Here is a 17,922-nt window from a genome sequence, read left to right on the forward strand (position 1 = left end):
AATGAACTCAGAAATATTATTCGGGGTGATGATTCCCTTTATAGGAACAACACTCGGCGCAGCCTGCGTCTATATAATGAGAAATGAACTAAAAGACAGGGTCCAAAAGGGCCTGTCTGGCTTTGCAGCAGGGGTCATGGTGGCGGCATCCATCTGGTCCCTCCTCATGCCAGCCATGGACATGGTCGAAGACAAATTAGGTCGCATGGCCTGGATGCCTGCAGCAGTGGGATTTCTAGTAGGAATTGCCTTTTTGCTCTTCCTAGACTCAGTTATACCCCACCAGCATATTGATTCTGACCATCCAGAAGGAATAAAGGCAGAAAGCCTCAGAAAAACAACCATGATGGTCCTTGCAGTAATTATACATAACATCCCAGAAGGCATGGCCGTAGGCGTGTCCTTCGCAGGAGTCATCTACGGCAAGGGCGATCTTACAATGGCAGCAGCCATGGTCTTATCAATCGGAATTGCAATCCAAAACTTCCCAGAAGGCGCAATAATCTCCATGCCACTAAAAGCAGTCGGAGTTAGCAAGCACAAGGCCTTTGGCATGGGAGTATTCTCAGGCATAGTAGAGCCAATAGCAGCCATAATTACAATCTTATTATCATCAATAATGGTCCCAATCCTCCCATACCTCCTAGCTTTTGCGGCAGGAGCTATGATGTATGTTGTAGTAGAGGAATTAGTCCCAGAAGCCACAGGAGAAGGCGAAAGCCACACAAATATAGGAACCATAGGGTTTTCTGTAGGATTTGTGGTAATGATGGTATTAGACGTGATGTTAGGATAAAAATCATAAGAGAATTCCTTTTGGGGTTCTTTTTTTGTCTATATTTTTGATCGAAAATGGTATAATAAAAATATTAAAACATCATCAAAAAATATTTAAAAATTACACAAGATGAGATATAGGGAAATGAAAAATATGGAATTTATCATAAAAGAAATAGAAGATAAAAAAGAAAAAGAAAAAATCTCAAGACATATCCTAGAAGACTTGCCAGAATGGTTTGGTCTGCCAGAAAGCACTGAAGAATATATCATAGAATCTCAAAATAAGTCATTTCTAGCTTGTTTTTTGGGAGAAAATCCAATCGGCTTTGTAGTTTTAAACGAAACTAGCCCAGATTGTGCAGAAATATTTGTAATGGGAATCAAAAAAATCTACCACCGCCAAGGGATAGGCAAAAAATTAAATGAGGCCTATGAAAACTTGGCCAAAAAACAAGGCTACACCTATTCCCAAGTAAAAACAGTAGAAACAGGCCACTACGATGAGTACGATGCGACAAATAACTTCTACCAAGCCATGGGCTACAAAAAACTAGAAGTCTTCCCAGAATTATGGGACGAATGGAACCCTTGCCAGATTTATATTAAATATTTGGGCGACTAGTAAAATATCAGAAAATATAAATTGGTTTTATAAAAGAAATAGAAAATAAATTTTATTTAGAGTTTATGTTTTTCATAGACTCTTTTTGTTTAGATTAAAGTTCATTCAACCTGTAAAACTCTTTTGAAAACAGTATTATATTATATAGAAATAAATCTATTGAAGGGACTTATCATGAATTTTTTGGATAATTTTATTACTAGCCTTATGCTTATTAGGGTTACGGATATTGTTGATATTGCTATGATTGCCTATGTTGTTTATAAGCTTTTTTCTATTCTTAAAAACACTAGGGCGGAGCAGGTTTTGAAGGGGCTTATTTCTGTCCTTATCTTTGCTTCCATTGCAGATATTATGAATTTGAATACTGTTTCTTGGGTTATGAACCAGTTTTTGACTGTTTCCCTTGTTTTTATTATCGTTGTCTTTCAGCCAGAGCTTAGGACAGGGCTTGAGAGGCTTGGTAGGGGCAGGTCAATTTTTTCTGGTGATAAGAATAAAAAGGATGAGGATTCTATAAATGAGCTAGTTTCAGCCATGTCTTCTCTTTCTAGACAAAAAATCGGGGCCCTTGTTGTTCTTGAAAGACAGGTTGGTCTTTCTGATATTATCGAGTCTGGAACTATGCTTAATGCTGATATTTCAAGCGAACTTTTGATCAATATTTTTATCCCAAATACTCCTCTCCACGACGGGGCGGTAATTATTAGGGAAAATACCATTACTGCGGCTGCTTGTTATTTGCCACTTTCAACATCTAATACCATTGCCAAGGAACTAGGCACTAGACATAGGGCTGCTATTGGTATTTCTGAAAAATCTGATGCGGTTGTTATCATTGTTTCTGAGGAAACTGGTAATATTTCTATCGCAGAAAATGGAGTTATAAACAGATATTTTGATGAAGATTCCTTAAGAATTCGTCTAAAGAAGGAACTTGCTGAAAGGAGGGAAGAAGATGAATAAATTTTTTGAAAAATTTAAGAAGGTCAATGCAAATAGCGATAAACAACTTTTAATCCTTTCTATAATTGTGGCCATATTCATGTGGGCCTATGTTACAACTTCGACCAATCCTTCAACCAACAGGACATTTAGGAATGTCCCAATTATTATTCAAAACCAGGATAAGCTTGAGGAAAAGGGCTATACAATCGTAAGTAAGGACGATATTTCTTCTGTAAATGTAAAACTAACTGGATCTAGGGATAATATTGTAAGTCTTAAAGCTGATGACATCCAAGCATCTATAAATGTTATGGACGCAAGTGAGGGGATAAAGTCAGTTGATGTGAAGGTTGACACTCCAACAGGTATCTATCTTGATTCGGTTGATCCAGCCAAGATTAACCTTAATATCCAAAGGATAATAGAGAAAAAAATGCCGGTAAATGTTGTTATCGCCGATAAACTAAAGGATGGCAAGATTGTTGAAGTCAACGAGCAAAACCCTCAAGTAATTAAAATCAAGGGGCCAGAGTCAGTAATCAACCAGGTTGATAGGATAGAGGCCCATATTGACGATCCAGAATACCTTGACGGCAAAATCCACAATGTACCTATTAAGGTCCTAGATAAGGAGGGTAAGATTGTGGAAGGAGCTGATCTTGATAGTAAGGACGTGAATCTTTCTTTCTATGTCTATGAAACTAAGAAAGTTAAGGTTAATTTCCTTGTGAGGGGAGATATAGCAAATGGCTATGTTGAAACATTGAGGGCAGTTTCTCCTGATACAATCGTTATCAAGGGACCTGGCCAAGTAATTAGGAATATAGATGAGATTCCGACTCAAACTTTGATTGCAGGCTATATCAGATCTTCAAAGTCTGGTGAGATTAAACTTGATTTGCCAGAAGGTGTTGAGGTTTATGATGGGGACGACACTGTATCCTATAAAATCGAAGTTCAGAGAGTCCCAACATCCACAAAGGATAGAAATGGCACTGAATAAGGAAGAAGTCCTAGGAAGGCTTGAAAAGGCGGGATACGAGTCCTACCTAGTGGGAGGCTTTGTCCGTGATAAAATCATGGGCAGGGCCTCTTCTGATGTTGATATAAGTACAAAAGCTAGGCCAGAGAAAATAGAAGAAGTTTTTAGGGACTTAAAGATAATTGATGTTGGCAAAAAATTTGGAACAATAAGGGTCATTGGTCATGGTCAAGAATATGAAATAACCACCTTTAGGAAGGATTTTTCCTACAAGGATAAGAGAAGGCCTGGTCAGGTGGTTTTTGCTAATAATATCGAAAGCGACTTACAAAGGCGAGATTTCACAATAAATGCCATGGCCCTTAGAAATAATGAATTAATTGACCCCTTTGGAGGTCAAAATGACATTAAAGAGAAAATTATAAGGGCGGTTGGCAATCCTCATGAGAGGATAAGTGAAGATTATCTAAGGGCCCTAAGGGCTGTGAGATTTGCCGCAAATTTAGGTTTTGATATTGAAAGAAATTTAGAAGAGGCAATTAGGAAAAATTATAAAAACCTAGCTTACATTTCTGTTGAAAGGCAGGCGGCAGAGCTTGATAAAATCCTAATAGGCCCGGATCCTGCTAGAGGGATTATGCTATTGGATAAGCTTGGTCTTCTAGAAGAAATTCTTCCAGAAGTGAAGGAAATGGTTGGTTTCAACCAACATTCGCCCCATCATTATCTTGATTGTTTCGACCATAGCCTAAAGGTTTTGAAGGGGACTCCTCCAGATCTAGTAACAAGGCTGGCAGCACTTTTTCATGATACAGGAAAGCCTGCCACATTTTTCTTAGATGAGGAAGGTAATGGGAGGTTTTTTGGCCACCAAAAAATTTCGCAAGAAATCGCTGAAAAGAGATTGAAGTATTTAAAATATCCGAAAAAGACAATAGAAGATGTAGGTATCTTAATTGGTCGCCATATGGACTCGTCTAACCCATATACAGAAAAATCTGTGGCAAGGCTTTTAAGAAGGATTGGGGAAGATAATTTAAGAAGACTCTTTGACCTTCAAGAAGCGGATATTTTAGCCACAGTCCACGATGATATTTCAAATATAGAAAAGGGTAGAATCTTATTAAAGGAAATCCTAGAAAGAAAACCAGTTTTATCAAGAAAAGACCTTGCCATAAATGGCAAAGATTTGATAGGGCTTGGCTTTGAACAAGGGCCACTTCTTGGCGAGATTTTAAAAGAAATCGAAAGAAGAGTCTTTGAAGAAAATTTAAAAAATGATAGAGAAACTTTATTAGCAATAGCCAGGAATATAGGGCAAAAGCTTGATAGCTAGACTTATGAGTAGTATATTATTACAATGAGTAGAAAAGTACACGGAGGATGAAATGACAGAATTAAAATCACACGAAAACAACATAGCAAAGTTTGAATTTAATGTAAGCTATGATGAATTTAAGAAAGCAACAGACGCAGTTTACAAGAGAAATAAAAAGAGATATAGAATCGATGGTTTCAGACCAGGACACGTTCCAAGAAGAGTTCTTGAAAAAATGTACGGTCCAGAAATCTTCTACGATGATGCTATTCAAATAGTATTCCCAGAGCCATACGAAAAGGCAGTAGAGGAACTAGGTCTTGAAGTAATCGACCAACCATCTGTTGACCTTGATGACATCGAAGAAGGTAAGGACATTACTTTCAAGGTAGAAGTAGAAACAAAACCACATCCAGTTCTTGGCGACTACAATGACCTTGTAATCGAAGAAGTTTCTGAAGAAGTTACTGATGAAGATATAGAAGTTGAACTAAATCACCAACTTGAAGAAAATGCTAGACTAATTGAAGTTACAGATAGGCCTGTAAAGGAAAATGATAAGGTAAATATCGATTTTGATGGCTATCTTGACGGAGAAAGATTTGAAGGCGGCAAGGCAGAAGACTATGACCTTGTAATCGGATCAAATACCTTTATCCAAGGCTTTGAAGATCAAATTATCGGTCACAATGTAGGTGATAAGTTTGATGTAAATGTAACTTTCCCAGAAGATTATCAAGCAAAAGAATTCCAAGGCAAGGACGCTAAATTTGTTGTTGAAATTAATTCTATCACAGAAAAACAACTTCCAGAACTTGACGATGAATTCGCAAAAGATATTTCAGAATATGACAGCCTAGAAGAACTTAAAAACAATTTAAGAGAAAAACTAGCTGATGACAAAAAAGAATACGCTCAAAATATGAGAGAAAACCAAGCTGTAGAAGCTTTAGTAGAAAAATCTGAAGTTACAGCTCCAGCTAGCATGGTTAATAGAGAAATAGACTACGAACTACAAAACCTTGATCAAAGACTTCAAGGCATGGGATTAACACTTAGCCAATATATTGAGCTTACAAAGATGGATATCAACCAAATCCGTGACCAATACAGAGCTCAAGCAGAAGCTAGAGTAAAGGCAAATCTTGTAATTGACGAAGTAGCTCTAAAAGAAAATATCGAAGTATCTGACGAAGAAAAAGAAAAAGAACTACAAGAAACTGCTAAAAACTACGGCGTAGAAGACCTTGAAAAATTCAAAGAAATCTTCGCTAAAAACGTATCAGACGATACTCTAATAGAAAATATTAAGAGAAGAAAAGCTGTAGAATTCCTTGCTTCAAAGGCAAAAGCTCTTCCTCACGAAGAATACCACAAATTTGTAGAAGAAAATTCTAAAAAGGAAGACTAATAGCAATTTCTAGCAGTTTCCAAGGGGATTTTCCCAGAAAGGAGACACAGTGTTAGCTAAAAATTATTTAGTACCAACTGTTATCGAACAAACAAATAGGGGCGAAAGAGCCTATGATATATATTCAAGACTTCTAAAGGATAGGATAATCTTCCTATCTGGAGAGGTCCGTGATGAAGTGAGCGATATAATAATTGCCCAACTTCTTTTCCTAGAAAGCGAAGACCCAAATAAGGATATACATTTTTATATCAATTCCCCAGGTGGAGTTGTCACAAGTGGTCTTGCAATCTATGACACAATGAACTATATAAAACCAGACGTATCTACAATTTGTATTGGCCAGGCAGCCTCAATGGGAGCGGTTTTATTATCATCAGGAGCCAAGGGCAAGAGATTTTCTCTTCCAAACTCCAATATAATGATCCACCAACCATCTGGCGGTGCCCAAGGTCAAGCATCAGACATAGTTATTCAAGCTGAGCAAATCCTTAAAATTAAGGGTAACCTCAACAGGATCCTAGCTGAAAATACTGGCAAGGATTTAAAAACTATAGAAAGAGATACAGACAGAGACTTTGCGATGACAGCAGAAGAGGCCCTAAAATACGGCCTAATTGATAAAGTTATAGAAAGTAATAAGTAAAATGGCTGATAAGGAAAAAAGTACGGTAAGATGTTCTTTTTGTGGTAAAGACGCCAGCCAGGTCAAGAGGATAATAGCAGGGGCAGATGGCTATATTTGTAACGAATGCGTTGAGCTTTGCTCTGAGATTATCAAAGAAGACAATAAGGTCGAGGACGGTTTTGACTTTGATTTTGAACTTTCAAAACCAAAGGATATAAAGGCCTACCTTGATTCTTATGTCATTGGCCAGGAAGATGCCAAAAAAACCCTATCTGTGGCAGTTTATAACCACTACAAAAGAATTACCAGCAATGAAGAAGATTCAGAAGTTGAATTACAAAAATCAAATATTTTAATGCTTGGACCAACAGGATCAGGCAAGACTCTCCTTGCTCAAACTCTTGCCAGAAAGCTTAATGTTCCATTTGCCATTGCAGATGCTACAAGCCTTACCGAAGCAGGTTATGTTGGTGAGGATGTAGAAAATATTATTTTGAAATTAGTCCAAGCAGCTGACTATGATATAGAAGCAGCAGAACTTGGTATAATCTATGTTGACGAGATAGATAAGATTACAAGAAAGAGTGAAAATCCATCTATAACCCGTGATGTTAGCGGGGAAGGTGTCCAACAAGCCCTTCTTAAATTAATAGAGGGAACTGAGGCCAACGTTCCACCTCAAGGTGGCAGAAAGCACCCATCCCAAGAATATATCAGGGTAGATACCACAAATATTTTATTTATCCTAGGTGGTGCCTTTGAGGGAATAGGCGATATCATAAACCAAAGACAAATGGATAAGACCATTGGTTTTGGGGCTGATATTACAAAGAGAGAAAAAACCGACCTATCCTTGGTAAATACCGAAGACTTGTTGAAATTCGGCCTTATACCAGAGTTTATAGGCAGGGTTCCAATTATAGTTAGCCTTGATGCCCTTGACGAAGAAGCCCTTGTAAGGATTTTAAAGGAGCCAAAAAACTCCCTAATCAAGCAATATCAAAAGCTTTTTGACCTTGATGATGTAAAGCTAAGTTTCAATGACGATGCTATAGCAGAGATTGCCAAAAAAGCTTATGACCAAAAGACAGGTGCCAGGGGCCTTAGGACAATTATTGAAAATCTCCTTTTGGATGTGATGTATGAAATTCCATCCAGGGAAGAAATCAAAGAAGTAATTGTAACTAAAGAATCTATCGATGACCATAGTAAACTAGAATACAAAAAGAAATAAAAATTAAAGGGGAATGCTAGTCATTTCCCTTTTTAACTAAGTGAGGCAAATATGAATGAAGTTTATAAAATAAGTGAGGTAAATCTCCCCCTAATTCCCCTTAGAGGATATTGGGTCATGCCTACTACTATGCTCAACTTTGACTCATCAAGATCTATATCAAAAAATGCTGTAGAAAATGCAAAACTGAACAACGAAGAGTTGTTTTTAGTAAACCAACTTGATATTTTTGATGACAATCCAAAGGCAGACGGCCTAGAAGAGGTCGGTATAGTAGCTGAAATCAAGGAAACTTTTCCCCTACCAAATGGAGATATCAGAGTTTTTGTCCAGGCAACTGGTCTTGGCAAGCTCAAAAAACTCCATGTAGCTGAAGGTTTCCTCAGATGTGAGATTGAAAAATATGAATATATAGAAGAAAATCAAGAAAAAACAGATGTCCTAGAAGCCCTTCGTAAACTTTTGGTGAGCGATTTTAGGGACTATGCCATGATCAACGATGACATTCCAGATGAAATAGCCTACGGAATGACTGAGCTTGAAAACTACCACAGGTTGGTAGATTTAATTACCTACCATCTTGACCTTGCTCCAAAGGAATATTACGAAATCCTTTCTACTTTTGATGCAAAAGAGAGGATGGAGCTTGTTCATAGGATAATTAATAAGGAAATCGAGCTTAAAAACCTGGGTGAAGAAATCGAGAGGACTGTTTCTGAGAATATCAACCAATCTCAAAAAGAATACTATCTTAGGGAAAAAATGGATGTCCTAAAGAAGGAACTAGCTTCAACTACAGGTCAGGCTGATAACGAAGTTGACGAATTAAGGTCCAAGATAAAAAAGATTAAGTTTGATAAACAGGCTAGAAAGTCCCTTGAAAAAGACCTTGATAGACTAGAATTAATTCCAGAAATGAGCCCAGACTACGGAGTCATTTCATCCTACCTTGATTTTGTAGTTGGCCTTCCTTGGAATAAGAAATCCAAAGAAAGCCTTGATATAAAAAGGGCTACAGAAATCTTAGACCAAGACCACTACGGCCTAAAAGACGTCAAGGAAAGAATTCTAGAGTCAATTGCAGTTAAGATTAAAAATAAATCTGTAAAGGGATCTATAATTTGTTTGGTTGGCCCTCCAGGAGTGGGAAAGACCTCTATTGCTAAGTCTGTAGCCCGTGCCCTAAACCGTGAATTTGTTTCAATGAGACTTGGCGGGGTGACTGATGAATCAGAAATCAGAGGCCACAGAAGAACCTATGTTGGCGCCATGGCAGGTCGTGTCATTGCAAATATAAACAGAATTGGCGTTAAAAATCCAGTTTTCCTTTTAGATGAGATTGATAAATTAGGTTCAGATTTTAGGGGAGACCCATCAAGCGCTTTGCTTGAAGTCCTAGATCCTGAGCAAAATGATAAATTTATCGATCGTTACTTGGATATACCATTTGACCTTTCAGATGTATTTTTCCTAACCACAGCAAACGACATCAATCAAATTCCGGACGCCCTTTTTGATAGGCTAGAAGTTATTGAATTATCTGGATATACCCCAAGTGAGAAATTGAATATTGCCAAGCAATATTTGGTCAAAAAACAAATGGAAAATACCGGCTTAAAAGAAGAAGAATTTTCTATTTCGGATAAGGTTATAGAAAAAATTATAAAATCCTACACCAGGGAAGCAGGTGTGAGGGAGCTTGAAAGGCTAATTGGCAAGATTTGCAGGCGTTCTGTCAAGGAAATCCTTGAAGGCAAAAAGACCGTCAGAGTCACCATGCAAAACTACACAAGGTTTTTAGGCCGTGAGAAATTTATCGACGATCACATCTTAAAAGAAGAAAAAATTGGTGTTGTAAATGGCTTGGCTTGGACATCTGTTGGTGGAACCATGCTCACAGTAGAAGCTAACGTCATGGAAGGTAAGGGTAATGTAGAATTTACTGGTTCTCTTGGCGACGTCATGAAGGAATCTGGCCAGGCAGCCCTTGTATATATTAGGTCAAATGCAGATAAACTTGGGATTAAGGGCAAGTTTTACGAAGATAAGGACATCCACGTCCACGTTCCAGAAGGGGCAACTCCAAAAGACGGCCCTTCTGCAGGTATTACCATGACAACAGCCATTGCCTCAGCCCTTACAGGCAGGAAGGTTAAAAATAATCTCGCTATGACTGGTGAAGTCACCATCACAGGGGACGTCCTTGCCATAGGTGGCCTTAAGGAAAAGGCCCTTGCAGCCTATGCCTACGGGATCAAAAATGTGATTATTCCAAAGGATAACGAGAGAGATACAGAAGACATCGACAAGGAAATTAGGGACAAAATCAACTTTATCCCTGTTACTAACGTGTCTGAAGTTATCGAAAGGGCCCTTATATGAAAATCAAAAATATAGAACTTGAACAAGTGGCAGGTTTTAAGGCCCAATGGCCAAAAGATTCCTTGCCTGAAATCGCCTTTGTTGGTAGGTCAAACGTCGGCAAGTCTTCCTTTATAAATTCTTTTTCAAATAGGAAGGCAATCGCAAGGACATCTTCTAAACCAGGTAAGACCAGGACCATAAATTTTTATAGGGTCAATGACAACTTTAGGTTAGTTGACCTTCCTGGCTATGGCTTTGCCAAAGTATCCAAGGCAGAAAAGGCCAAGTGGGATAAGCTAATCAACGAATACCTCCACGACAGGGAAAATCTCAAGGAAGTGTTTTTGATTGTAGACATCCGCCACGAGCCGACAGCCTTAGACAAGCAGATGTATGAGTGGATTATTGATTCAGGCTACATGGGTTTTGTAATAGCGACAAAATTTGACAAAATTTCCAAGGGCCAAATCCAAAAACACATAAAGCAAATAAAAAAGAAGCTAGAAATCGAAGACGAAGGCCTAATCTTCGCCTATTCTTCAGAGACCAAACACAACAAGGACGTCCTTGAAGAGCAGGTTGAAGTTATAATAAATGCTTAAGGGGAATATATGGGATTTTTAAATCAAATTAGAGATTTTTTTGATAATCATATACTCGTTTTTAACCTCTTGGCAGTTATTATAATTTCCTTTTTAATTTCCAAGACCTATGACAAGGCCTTGGTTAAAATTAGAAGCGGTGAATCTTTTAGAAATAAGATAATAATTTATGAAATTCTTGAATGTCTTTTTATATTTGTTACCTATAGTCTTTTAATAGCTGGGTTTACAAATAGAAGGCTACCAAACTTAAAAGAATTTGCCCTTATGGTCCTAGTAAGCCTATGCTTGGATAGGGCGAGGATTAAAGGAAAATATAAATAAGAAAATCCTCCAACCCGTCATTCCGACGAGCATAGCGAGGAGGAATCCCATAAACAAGGGAATCATTTTAACAGAATATTTACAATGAGAAGGCTCAGGCCTTCTTTTTTGTTTGAGGGGGGGAGACTGGGTATAAATATAAAAAGGAAGAAGAAAGGAAAAACCATGGCCAGAAATCTTTCTAACAAAGAAAAGCGAATTTATTTAGGATTTTTAATAGGAATGTGGATTTTGATTATGTTGTCGGTTTATACCATGAAAGTCTATAAAATCTGGCATTTTTTCGTAATTTTCCTAATCTGGTCCTTAATTTTTGTACTTTACCAAAGATATCTTGGAATCAGAGTTGATAAAAAAATAGGAACATATTTGGGAGACCTCCCCAAAAAGGATATTTATAGGTATTATATTGCGGGATTCTTAAATATCTTAGCCATAAATTTCGCCATAAGCCTTGATATAAAATTCATAGTCTTAGTAGGCCTAGCATCAGCCTTTATGTTTTACGAATCATACAAGATGATAGAAAATGCTTATTAAAAAAGTAGGTGATTTTCTCACCTACTTTTAAATTACTTATTTTGCTGAAAGAGTAAATTCTGCGACTTTTTCGTAGTTTCCGTCTGTTAATTTGCCTGAAGTTTCATTTATTTTTGATCCTGATAGGGTGAAGGTGATTTCTCTGCCGTCTTTTATTTGGTCTAGGCTTAAATCTGAGAATCCTGAATTATAGATGAAGGTAAATACGCCATCATCAACTGTTCTTAGGTCAAGTTGGACTTTTTTGCCATCCTTGTCAAGTCCTTCAAGTTGGTAGTCATAATCTATATCAAGACCTTCAATTACAGCTGTCATTGTGATTGGGTTTATTTTCATTAGTTTTATGTTTGCCCCATTTTCAAGGTCGTAGTTTTGAGCTAAGACTTTATTTTCTCCATTCACAAGATTTGTAGAAGCCTTGATAGATACAATATCACTTTTTGAATCATTTAGGAAGTAGAGGTCTACGACTGCATTTTCCAGTCTTGGAAAGTCCTTGTCAAAGCTTAGCATGGTTGATTTGGTGAAAGTTTTTTTATCTTCATTTAGACCTGAAGAGCCAGATTCTCCAAGGGCCCTGTAAGTTTCCCCATTTATCACAACCTTATAAATTGATGAGTCTGGCATGGATTCTGGCGAAACATTTTCAAAAGCTTCTGCTTGTCTAATTATATTTAAAAACATTTTATTATCTTCAATGGCGAGATTCTCTAGGATGAAAGAGTCATCGCCAATTTGTATTGGTTTGTGAAGTTCTGTCACATATTTGTATGATTCAGGGCTTGCTCCGAAGGTTTCCATCATTGATACCTTTATATCTGTGAAGGCCTTTGAAACCTCAGCCTTTACAGGTGAGACGTTAAGCCCTAGTGCAAGCAAGAGGGCTGCTGCAACTGCCATATATTTTTTATTTGATTTTTTCTTATAAGTTTTTGCTGTCATATATAATCTCTCCTTTTCTATATCATTTAATTCAAATTCGTCAGTTTCAAAGTCTAGGTCATTTATCTTATCATAAACATTTTTCATTTTGTATTTCCTCCTTGATTTTTTTCTTACCCCTGGCCACCCTGTTGTAAAGTCCGGCTTTTGATATGTCATAGACCTTGGCCAAATCATCGTAAGAATAGCCTTCTATAAATAATTTCCTAAAAATTTCTCGGTCTTTTTCGTCTAGGACCTTGAGGATTTGTTCTGATTCGTCGATATTAATCTCTTCATCACTTTCTAGAAAAGGTGAAACTTCATCGAAATCCACGCTTTTGTGTCTGATTTCCTTTCTTAGGGCATCTATGGCCTTGTATCTAGCGATTCCTGCACACCAGTTTTTAAAAGAAGACCTAGCAGGATCAAAGGAGTCTATATTGTCCCAAACTGCAAGGACGCTGTCGTTTAGGACCTCCATCCTGACTTCTTCGTTGAAGGTAAGGACCTTGTAGATTGATGCCTTCATGGCTGGTCCGTAGGAGTCGATAAAGGCCCTCAAGGTCTTTTCATCCCTATTTTTTATCCCTCTTATAATCTTTTTTTCATTCATATTCTCTCCTTCACCTATATATTCGTAAGAGAAGTTTCTTTTTTATCAAAAAATATTTAAAATTCTTAATAATAATTATTCGCTAAATTTAGGTAAAAGCCTAATATTTTTGCATAAATTCCTAAATCTATAAGAATTTATAAAAATCGCTTTAATTGGCTATCCTAAGTGCTTGCAAAGGTTTTATATATTTGATATCATACTGTAGGAACAGAATACATAAAAGGAGAGTATATGAACAAAAGTAAAACGTTAGCATTATTGCTTTCAATGACTATGCTTTTTTCAGCTTGCGGAGGCGCTAAGACTGATAATAAGGCAGAGGACGCTAAGGAAACAAAGGTAGAAGAAGCTACAGGCGAGCCAACTGGCGAAGGTACAGCAGCAGGTCATAATGGAGACCTTAAGGCTGTAGTAACTTTCGATGGGGATAAGATCACAAAAATCGACCTAGAACACGAAGAAACAGAAGGTCTTGGTGATAAGGCAGCTGATAAGCTTGTAGAAGAGATTGTTGCAAACAATTCTATTAATGTTGACACAGTTTCAGGTGCTACAGTTACATCTACTGCAGTAATAGAAGCAGTTAAGGCTGCTATCGAAGCAAGTGGTAGGGATGTAAAGAATTTTGAAACTGAAGGCGAAGAGAAAAAAGGCGAAACAGTTGAAAAAGATACTGACGTTGTTGTTATAGGCGGTGGTGGTGCAGGTTTTGCTGCTGCAGTTTCTGCTAAGGAAGCAGGAGCAAATGTAATCCTAGTTGAAAAACTAGCATCAGTTGGTGGTAATACCCTAATTTCTGGTGGAGAATATGCAGCACCAGCAAACGACATCCAAAAAGAAGAAGGTATCGAAGATTCTAAAGAATTATTTGCAAAAGACGTTGAAGAAGCAGGCGGAAATCCAGAGCTTATCAAGGTTCTAGCAGACAAGGCTACAGAAGATGCTTACTGGTTAAGAGATGACATTGGCGTTGAGTGGTTAGATTCTCTAATGTTCTTCGGTGGCCACTCTGTAAAAAGATCTCTAATTCCAGCAGCTCACACAGGTAATGAATTAATCAAAAACTACCTAAAGAAGGCTGAAGAATTAGGAATCGAAGTCCTAACAGAAACAGATGTTAAGGAAATCTTATCAAAAGACGGAAAAGTTTGTGGAATCAAGGCAGAAACCAAAGATGGCGAATTAGTTGTAAACGCTAAATCAGTTGTAGTTGCATCAGGTGGATTTGGTGCCAATGCTGATATGTGCTATGAAAATGATAAGGAAATTGACGAACACGTCCTATCAACAAACTCACCAGGAGCTACAGGTGATGGTATCCTAATGGCAGAAAAACTTGGTGCAGACACAGTTGACATGGATAAAATCCAACTTTACCCAGTATGTGACGTTGAAACTGGTAAACTTCTTTACTGTGGAGACACCAGACTTGTTGGTGGTGCCCTACTTGTAAACAAAGAAGGTAAGAGATTTGTTGAAGAACTAGGCACAAGAAGAGAAATCTCAATGGCAATCAAGGCTCAAACAGACTATGTTGGCTATGTACTTTGGGATGAAACATCAAACGAAAAAACAGGCACCATGAAATCAAACCCAGAAGAAGCAAAATCACTATTTGACAGGGGCCTAATGGTAAAAGCTGACACACTTGAAGAATTAGCTGACCACTTTGGAATCGACAAGGATGCACTTCTTGAAACAGTTAAGACTTTCAATGAAAACTCTGCAAAGAAAGAAGACCCAGAATTCAACCTAAGAATGCTAGGCTGGCAAGTAAAAGACGCACCATTCTACATGATGAAGGCAGCACCAGCTGTTCACCACACAATGGGCGGTCTAAAAATCAATACAGACGCACAAGTTCTAAACAAAGACGGCGAATGGATTGACGGACTTTATGCAGCAGGCGAAGTTACAGGTGGTATCCACGGTTCAAACAGACTTGGATCAGTTGCAATGGCTGACATCACAGTATTCGGAAGAATCGCTGGTGAAAACGCAGCTGCAAACGCTAAAAAATAATATATAAAATTATAAAATAGCTCTTGTGGGCTATTTTATTTTGCGAAAATTTAACCATTTTTTGAAAATCCAGCAAAGATTGACAATTTTTGTTTAACCATAGGTCCATATTGGTATATATAAGGTAGATTGATTTTAATAAAAAAAATCCAGGAGGATTTATGATAAAAACTGAAATAAAAAATAAAATTGGAATAATATATCTTGATAGACCAGAGGCCCTAAACGCCCTAAATCGTTACATGATAGGAAAAATCGAAGAAACTTTGAAATCTTGGGAAAAGGACCCGGCAATCAAGGCTGTTTTATTTGACTCAAAAAATGAACGAGGATTCTGTGCAGGGGGCGACCTTAAGGAAATATATGTAGATTATCTTAAAAATGATGAGGCTAAGGAAAAGGAAGTATTTTTCAAAGAGGAGTTTGCCCTTGATAAATATTTAATGACCTATCCAAAACCAATCATAAGCCATTGGTTTGGCGTAACCATGGGCGGAGGAATTGGCCTAACAATCCATTCTGACCTCATAATAGCAGACCAAACTGTAAACTGGGCCATGCCTGAAACAAGCCTAGGCTTTGTGCCAGACGTGGGCCTAGGATATTTCATATCAAAATTACCACAAGCTATGGGCCAATATGTGGGCTTACTTGGGGCAAGGCTATATCCTGATGACCTTCTAAGATATGGATTTTGCCATATGGTGATTGATTCAAAAGATTATGACGAGCTTATTAAAAGGCTTATGAACATGGATACAAATTCAGATAATTTGATAGAGGATTTTAAGGAAAAAATCCTAGATTTAAGCCAGTTTGCAAAAGAAACAGAAAATACCAAAAATTTAGAAGAAATAGAAAAGCATTTCTCAAAAGATGAGGTAGTAGAGATCAAAAAGAGCCTAGAAGCAAGTGATTCTGATTTTGCAAAAGAAAGTCTAGGAGTATTAAATAATAGGGATCCTTTTATGCTAGAAGTCCAATTCAAAAAATATTTCCTAGGTAAAAAGCTGACAAAGCAAGAAACCATTGACTTAGACCTAGATATTATTAAATACGGTCGAAAAACCGGTGCCCTTGAAGAAGGCATTAGGTCAGTTTTGATAGACAAGGACAAAAATCCAAATTGGCCAACAAAAAGTCTTGAAGATGTGGATCAGGAAGATGTTGACAGGCTTTTAGGAATCAAATAGGAGAGAAATCCTACTTTGAAAATAAGGATTTAAAATTAAAGCCATAAATTTAATAGAGATAGCTAGCTTATTTTTGGACCCACAGGACCTAGTTAAGCTAATGGAAATTTAGCCAATAAATTATATAATAGTTTTGAGGTGATAAGATGAATATAGGAATATTAGTAGCAGTTGAATTTGATGCTTTTTATAATATTTATAAAGAACCAATAGAAAGATACAAGCACGGTAGTTTTGAAGTTTTAAAATACCATATCCATGGCAAGGATGTTTATGTTTGCCCTTCAAGTGCAGGGCAAATTCGCGCTGCCATTGCCATGACCCTTCTGCTTGATTTTTATAAATGCGAAACCATTATAAATTATGGGGTTGTGGGTGCTTTAAATGATCGAAAGGTAGAAGAGCTCACTGTTGTAGAAAGTGTCTGCCATTACGAATGGGACACATCTGATGTAGATAATGTTGCAAAAGGCCAATACGAGATTTTTGACGATGTGGCCATGAAGACCACTGAAAGCTTGGTTGATTTGGCAATGAAAATCGATCCACATTTGGAAAAAGTAAGGCTTGCTTCAGGTGATAAATTCATAGCAGGTCTTGAGGCAAAAACTAAGCTAGCAAATGACTGGGATTGTGATATTGTCGATATGGAAGGAGCTGCAATTGCCCTTTCTTGCCACTTATACGGAGCAGATTTTCTAATGATTAAGGCAGTTTCGGATGCCCTTACCGAAGGTGGAGCAGAGTTTTACGAAAATTTCGAACGTGCATCCAAAGTCGCAGTTGGGATAATTGATGATATAATAAAAGAATTATAATTTTGTAAAGGCCAGAAAGTCTTTTATAAAGCGATTAGATTTTGGATTATGAAGAGGAAAATTTCGATAAAATTAATTTGGAAATTAAAAATATAATGATTTTACCGAAAAATAGGCAAGAAAAAAGCAAGGCTAAAACCTTGCTTTTTTATTTGTCTTAGATTTCTGCTGAGTTTTCCCAAAGACCGTGGATGTTGCAGTATGCAAGTGCGTAAACTTCGCCACCCTTGTCAGTTTTAACTCTAGCTTCTACACATGGTTGTGTGAAGATTTCATCTTCGCCGTGTGCCTTGAATTCATAAGAACCAACTTCGATTGGGAATTTTGCTCCTTCTGGTTTAAAGAAAACTTTAATCCATGCGATGTGGTGTTCGAATGTATTTGGATGTTCTACTTCTTCACCAACATTAGCCTTGATGTGTAAAAGACCGTCTTCTTTTGTAACGTGGATAACTGGAACGTGTTTTTCAGCTTTCCAATCAGCTGTTTGAACTGTTTCTGTTAATTTCATATTAATCCTCCATTTATATTAATAGTCTACATTAGTTAATATACCCTAGCTAATGATTTATAAACAATTATTTGTTAACAAAGTC

At 37.4% G+C, this 17,922-nt stretch carries 18 protein-coding genes; 15 read left to right on the plus strand and 3 right to left on the minus strand.

What is annotated here, in order from left to right; translation table 11 throughout:
* The first annotated feature begins 1 nt into the window (after position 1).
* From AC1EJ5_RS06295 to AC1EJ5_RS06350, 12 genes are all read left to right on the plus strand, one after another.
* Positions 2 to 796, plus strand: a complete 795-nt coding sequence (locus AC1EJ5_RS06295) for a ZIP family metal transporter (protein WP_479815207.1) — start codon at positions 2 to 4, stop codon at positions 794 to 796.
* Between the two features lie 135 nt (positions 797 to 931).
* Positions 932 to 1,402, plus strand: a complete 471-nt coding sequence (locus AC1EJ5_RS06300; protein WP_479815209.1) for a GNAT family N-acetyltransferase — start codon at positions 932 to 934, stop codon at positions 1,400 to 1,402.
* A 174-nt stretch (positions 1,403 to 1,576) separates the two neighbouring features.
* The gene (gene cdaA / locus AC1EJ5_RS06305) at positions 1,577 to 2,368 is read left to right on the plus strand and encodes a diadenylate cyclase CdaA (RefSeq protein WP_223419382.1); all 792 of its coding nucleotides are present in this window, start codon (positions 1,577 to 1,579) and stop codon (positions 2,366 to 2,368) included.
* Positions 2,361 to 3,353, plus strand: a complete 993-nt coding sequence (locus tag AC1EJ5_RS06310) for a CdaR family protein (protein WP_479815211.1) — start codon at positions 2,361 to 2,363, stop codon at positions 3,351 to 3,353. The genes cdaA and AC1EJ5_RS06310 overlap by 8 nt, the downstream gene beginning before the upstream one ends.
* Positions 3,340 to 4,668, plus strand: coding sequence for a CCA tRNA nucleotidyltransferase (locus AC1EJ5_RS06315; RefSeq protein WP_479815213.1), 1,329 nt, complete (start codon positions 3,340 to 3,342; stop codon positions 4,666 to 4,668). Before AC1EJ5_RS06310 ends, AC1EJ5_RS06315 begins: the two co-directional genes overlap by 14 nt.
* A 52-nt stretch (positions 4,669 to 4,720) precedes the next feature.
* A complete protein-coding gene (gene tig, locus AC1EJ5_RS06320) occupies positions 4,721 to 6,061 on the plus strand; it encodes a trigger factor (RefSeq protein WP_223419388.1) in 1,341 nt (446 codons plus the stop codon).
* A gap of 49 nt (positions 6,062 to 6,110) precedes the next feature.
* Positions 6,111 to 6,707, plus strand: coding sequence for an ATP-dependent Clp endopeptidase proteolytic subunit ClpP (gene clpP / locus AC1EJ5_RS06325; protein WP_311487176.1), 597 nt, complete (start codon positions 6,111 to 6,113; stop codon positions 6,705 to 6,707).
* 1 nt (position 6,708) lies between these two features.
* A complete protein-coding gene (clpX, locus tag AC1EJ5_RS06330; protein WP_308749467.1) occupies positions 6,709 to 7,923 on the plus strand; it encodes an ATP-dependent Clp protease ATP-binding subunit ClpX in 1,215 nt (404 codons plus the stop codon).
* Positions 7,924 to 7,974: 51 nt separating this feature from the next.
* A complete protein-coding gene (gene lon, locus AC1EJ5_RS06335; protein WP_479815216.1) occupies positions 7,975 to 10,305 on the plus strand; it encodes an endopeptidase La in 2,331 nt (776 codons plus the stop codon).
* Positions 10,302 to 10,889 (plus strand): ribosome biogenesis GTP-binding protein YihA/YsxC, encoded by a 588-nt coding sequence (yihA, locus tag AC1EJ5_RS06340; RefSeq protein ID WP_223419395.1) that lies wholly within the window; start codon positions 10,302 to 10,304, stop codon positions 10,887 to 10,889. The genes lon and yihA overlap by 4 nt, the downstream gene beginning before the upstream one ends.
* Positions 10,890 to 10,898: 9 nt before the next feature.
* On the plus strand, positions 10,899 to 11,213 hold the full coding sequence (locus AC1EJ5_RS06345; protein ID WP_308653015.1) for a hypothetical protein: 315 nt from the start codon (positions 10,899 to 10,901) through the stop codon (positions 11,211 to 11,213).
* A gap of 165 nt (positions 11,214 to 11,378) precedes the next feature.
* Positions 11,379 to 11,753, plus strand: coding sequence for a hypothetical protein (locus AC1EJ5_RS06350; protein ID WP_479815218.1), 375 nt, complete (start codon positions 11,379 to 11,381; stop codon positions 11,751 to 11,753).
* Positions 11,754 to 11,789: 36 nt separating this feature from the next.
* Here the strand turns inward: AC1EJ5_RS06350 and AC1EJ5_RS06355 are convergent, their stop codons facing one another.
* Both AC1EJ5_RS06355 and AC1EJ5_RS06360 read right to left on the minus strand, forming a co-directional pair.
* On the minus strand, positions 11,790 to 12,782 hold the full coding sequence (locus tag AC1EJ5_RS06355) for a hypothetical protein (RefSeq protein ID WP_479815220.1): 993 nt from the start codon (positions 12,780 to 12,782) through the stop codon (positions 11,790 to 11,792).
* On the minus strand, positions 12,766 to 13,290 hold the full coding sequence (locus AC1EJ5_RS06360) for a sigma-70 family RNA polymerase sigma factor (RefSeq protein ID WP_479815222.1): 525 nt from the start codon (positions 13,288 to 13,290) through the stop codon (positions 12,766 to 12,768). The genes AC1EJ5_RS06355 and AC1EJ5_RS06360 overlap by 17 nt, the downstream gene beginning before the upstream one ends.
* Before the next feature lie 234 nt (positions 13,291 to 13,524).
* On the opposite strand from AC1EJ5_RS06360, the gene AC1EJ5_RS06365 reads away from it, so the two are divergent.
* From AC1EJ5_RS06365 to AC1EJ5_RS06375, 3 genes are all read left to right on the plus strand, one after another.
* On the plus strand, positions 13,525 to 15,315 hold the full coding sequence (locus AC1EJ5_RS06365) for a flavocytochrome c (RefSeq protein ID WP_479815224.1): 1,791 nt from the start codon (positions 13,525 to 13,527) through the stop codon (positions 15,313 to 15,315).
* Between the two features lie 161 nt (positions 15,316 to 15,476).
* Complete coding sequence (locus AC1EJ5_RS06370) at positions 15,477 to 16,508, plus strand: enoyl-CoA hydratase/isomerase family protein (RefSeq protein ID WP_479815226.1); 1,032 nt, start codon at positions 15,477 to 15,479, stop codon at positions 16,506 to 16,508.
* Between the two features lie 146 nt (positions 16,509 to 16,654).
* Positions 16,655 to 17,326, plus strand: a complete 672-nt coding sequence (locus AC1EJ5_RS06375; RefSeq protein ID WP_479815228.1) for a 5'-methylthioadenosine/S-adenosylhomocysteine nucleosidase — start codon at positions 16,655 to 16,657, stop codon at positions 17,324 to 17,326.
* A 157-nt stretch (positions 17,327 to 17,483) separates the two neighbouring features.
* Here the strand turns inward: AC1EJ5_RS06375 and AC1EJ5_RS06380 are convergent, their stop codons facing one another.
* On the minus strand, positions 17,484 to 17,837 hold the full coding sequence (locus AC1EJ5_RS06380; protein WP_223419417.1) for a class II SORL domain-containing protein: 354 nt from the start codon (positions 17,835 to 17,837) through the stop codon (positions 17,484 to 17,486).
* Positions 17,838 to 17,922 lie beyond the last annotated feature (85 nt).

The organism is Anaerococcus sp. C0059F3, from assembly GCF_056590475.1.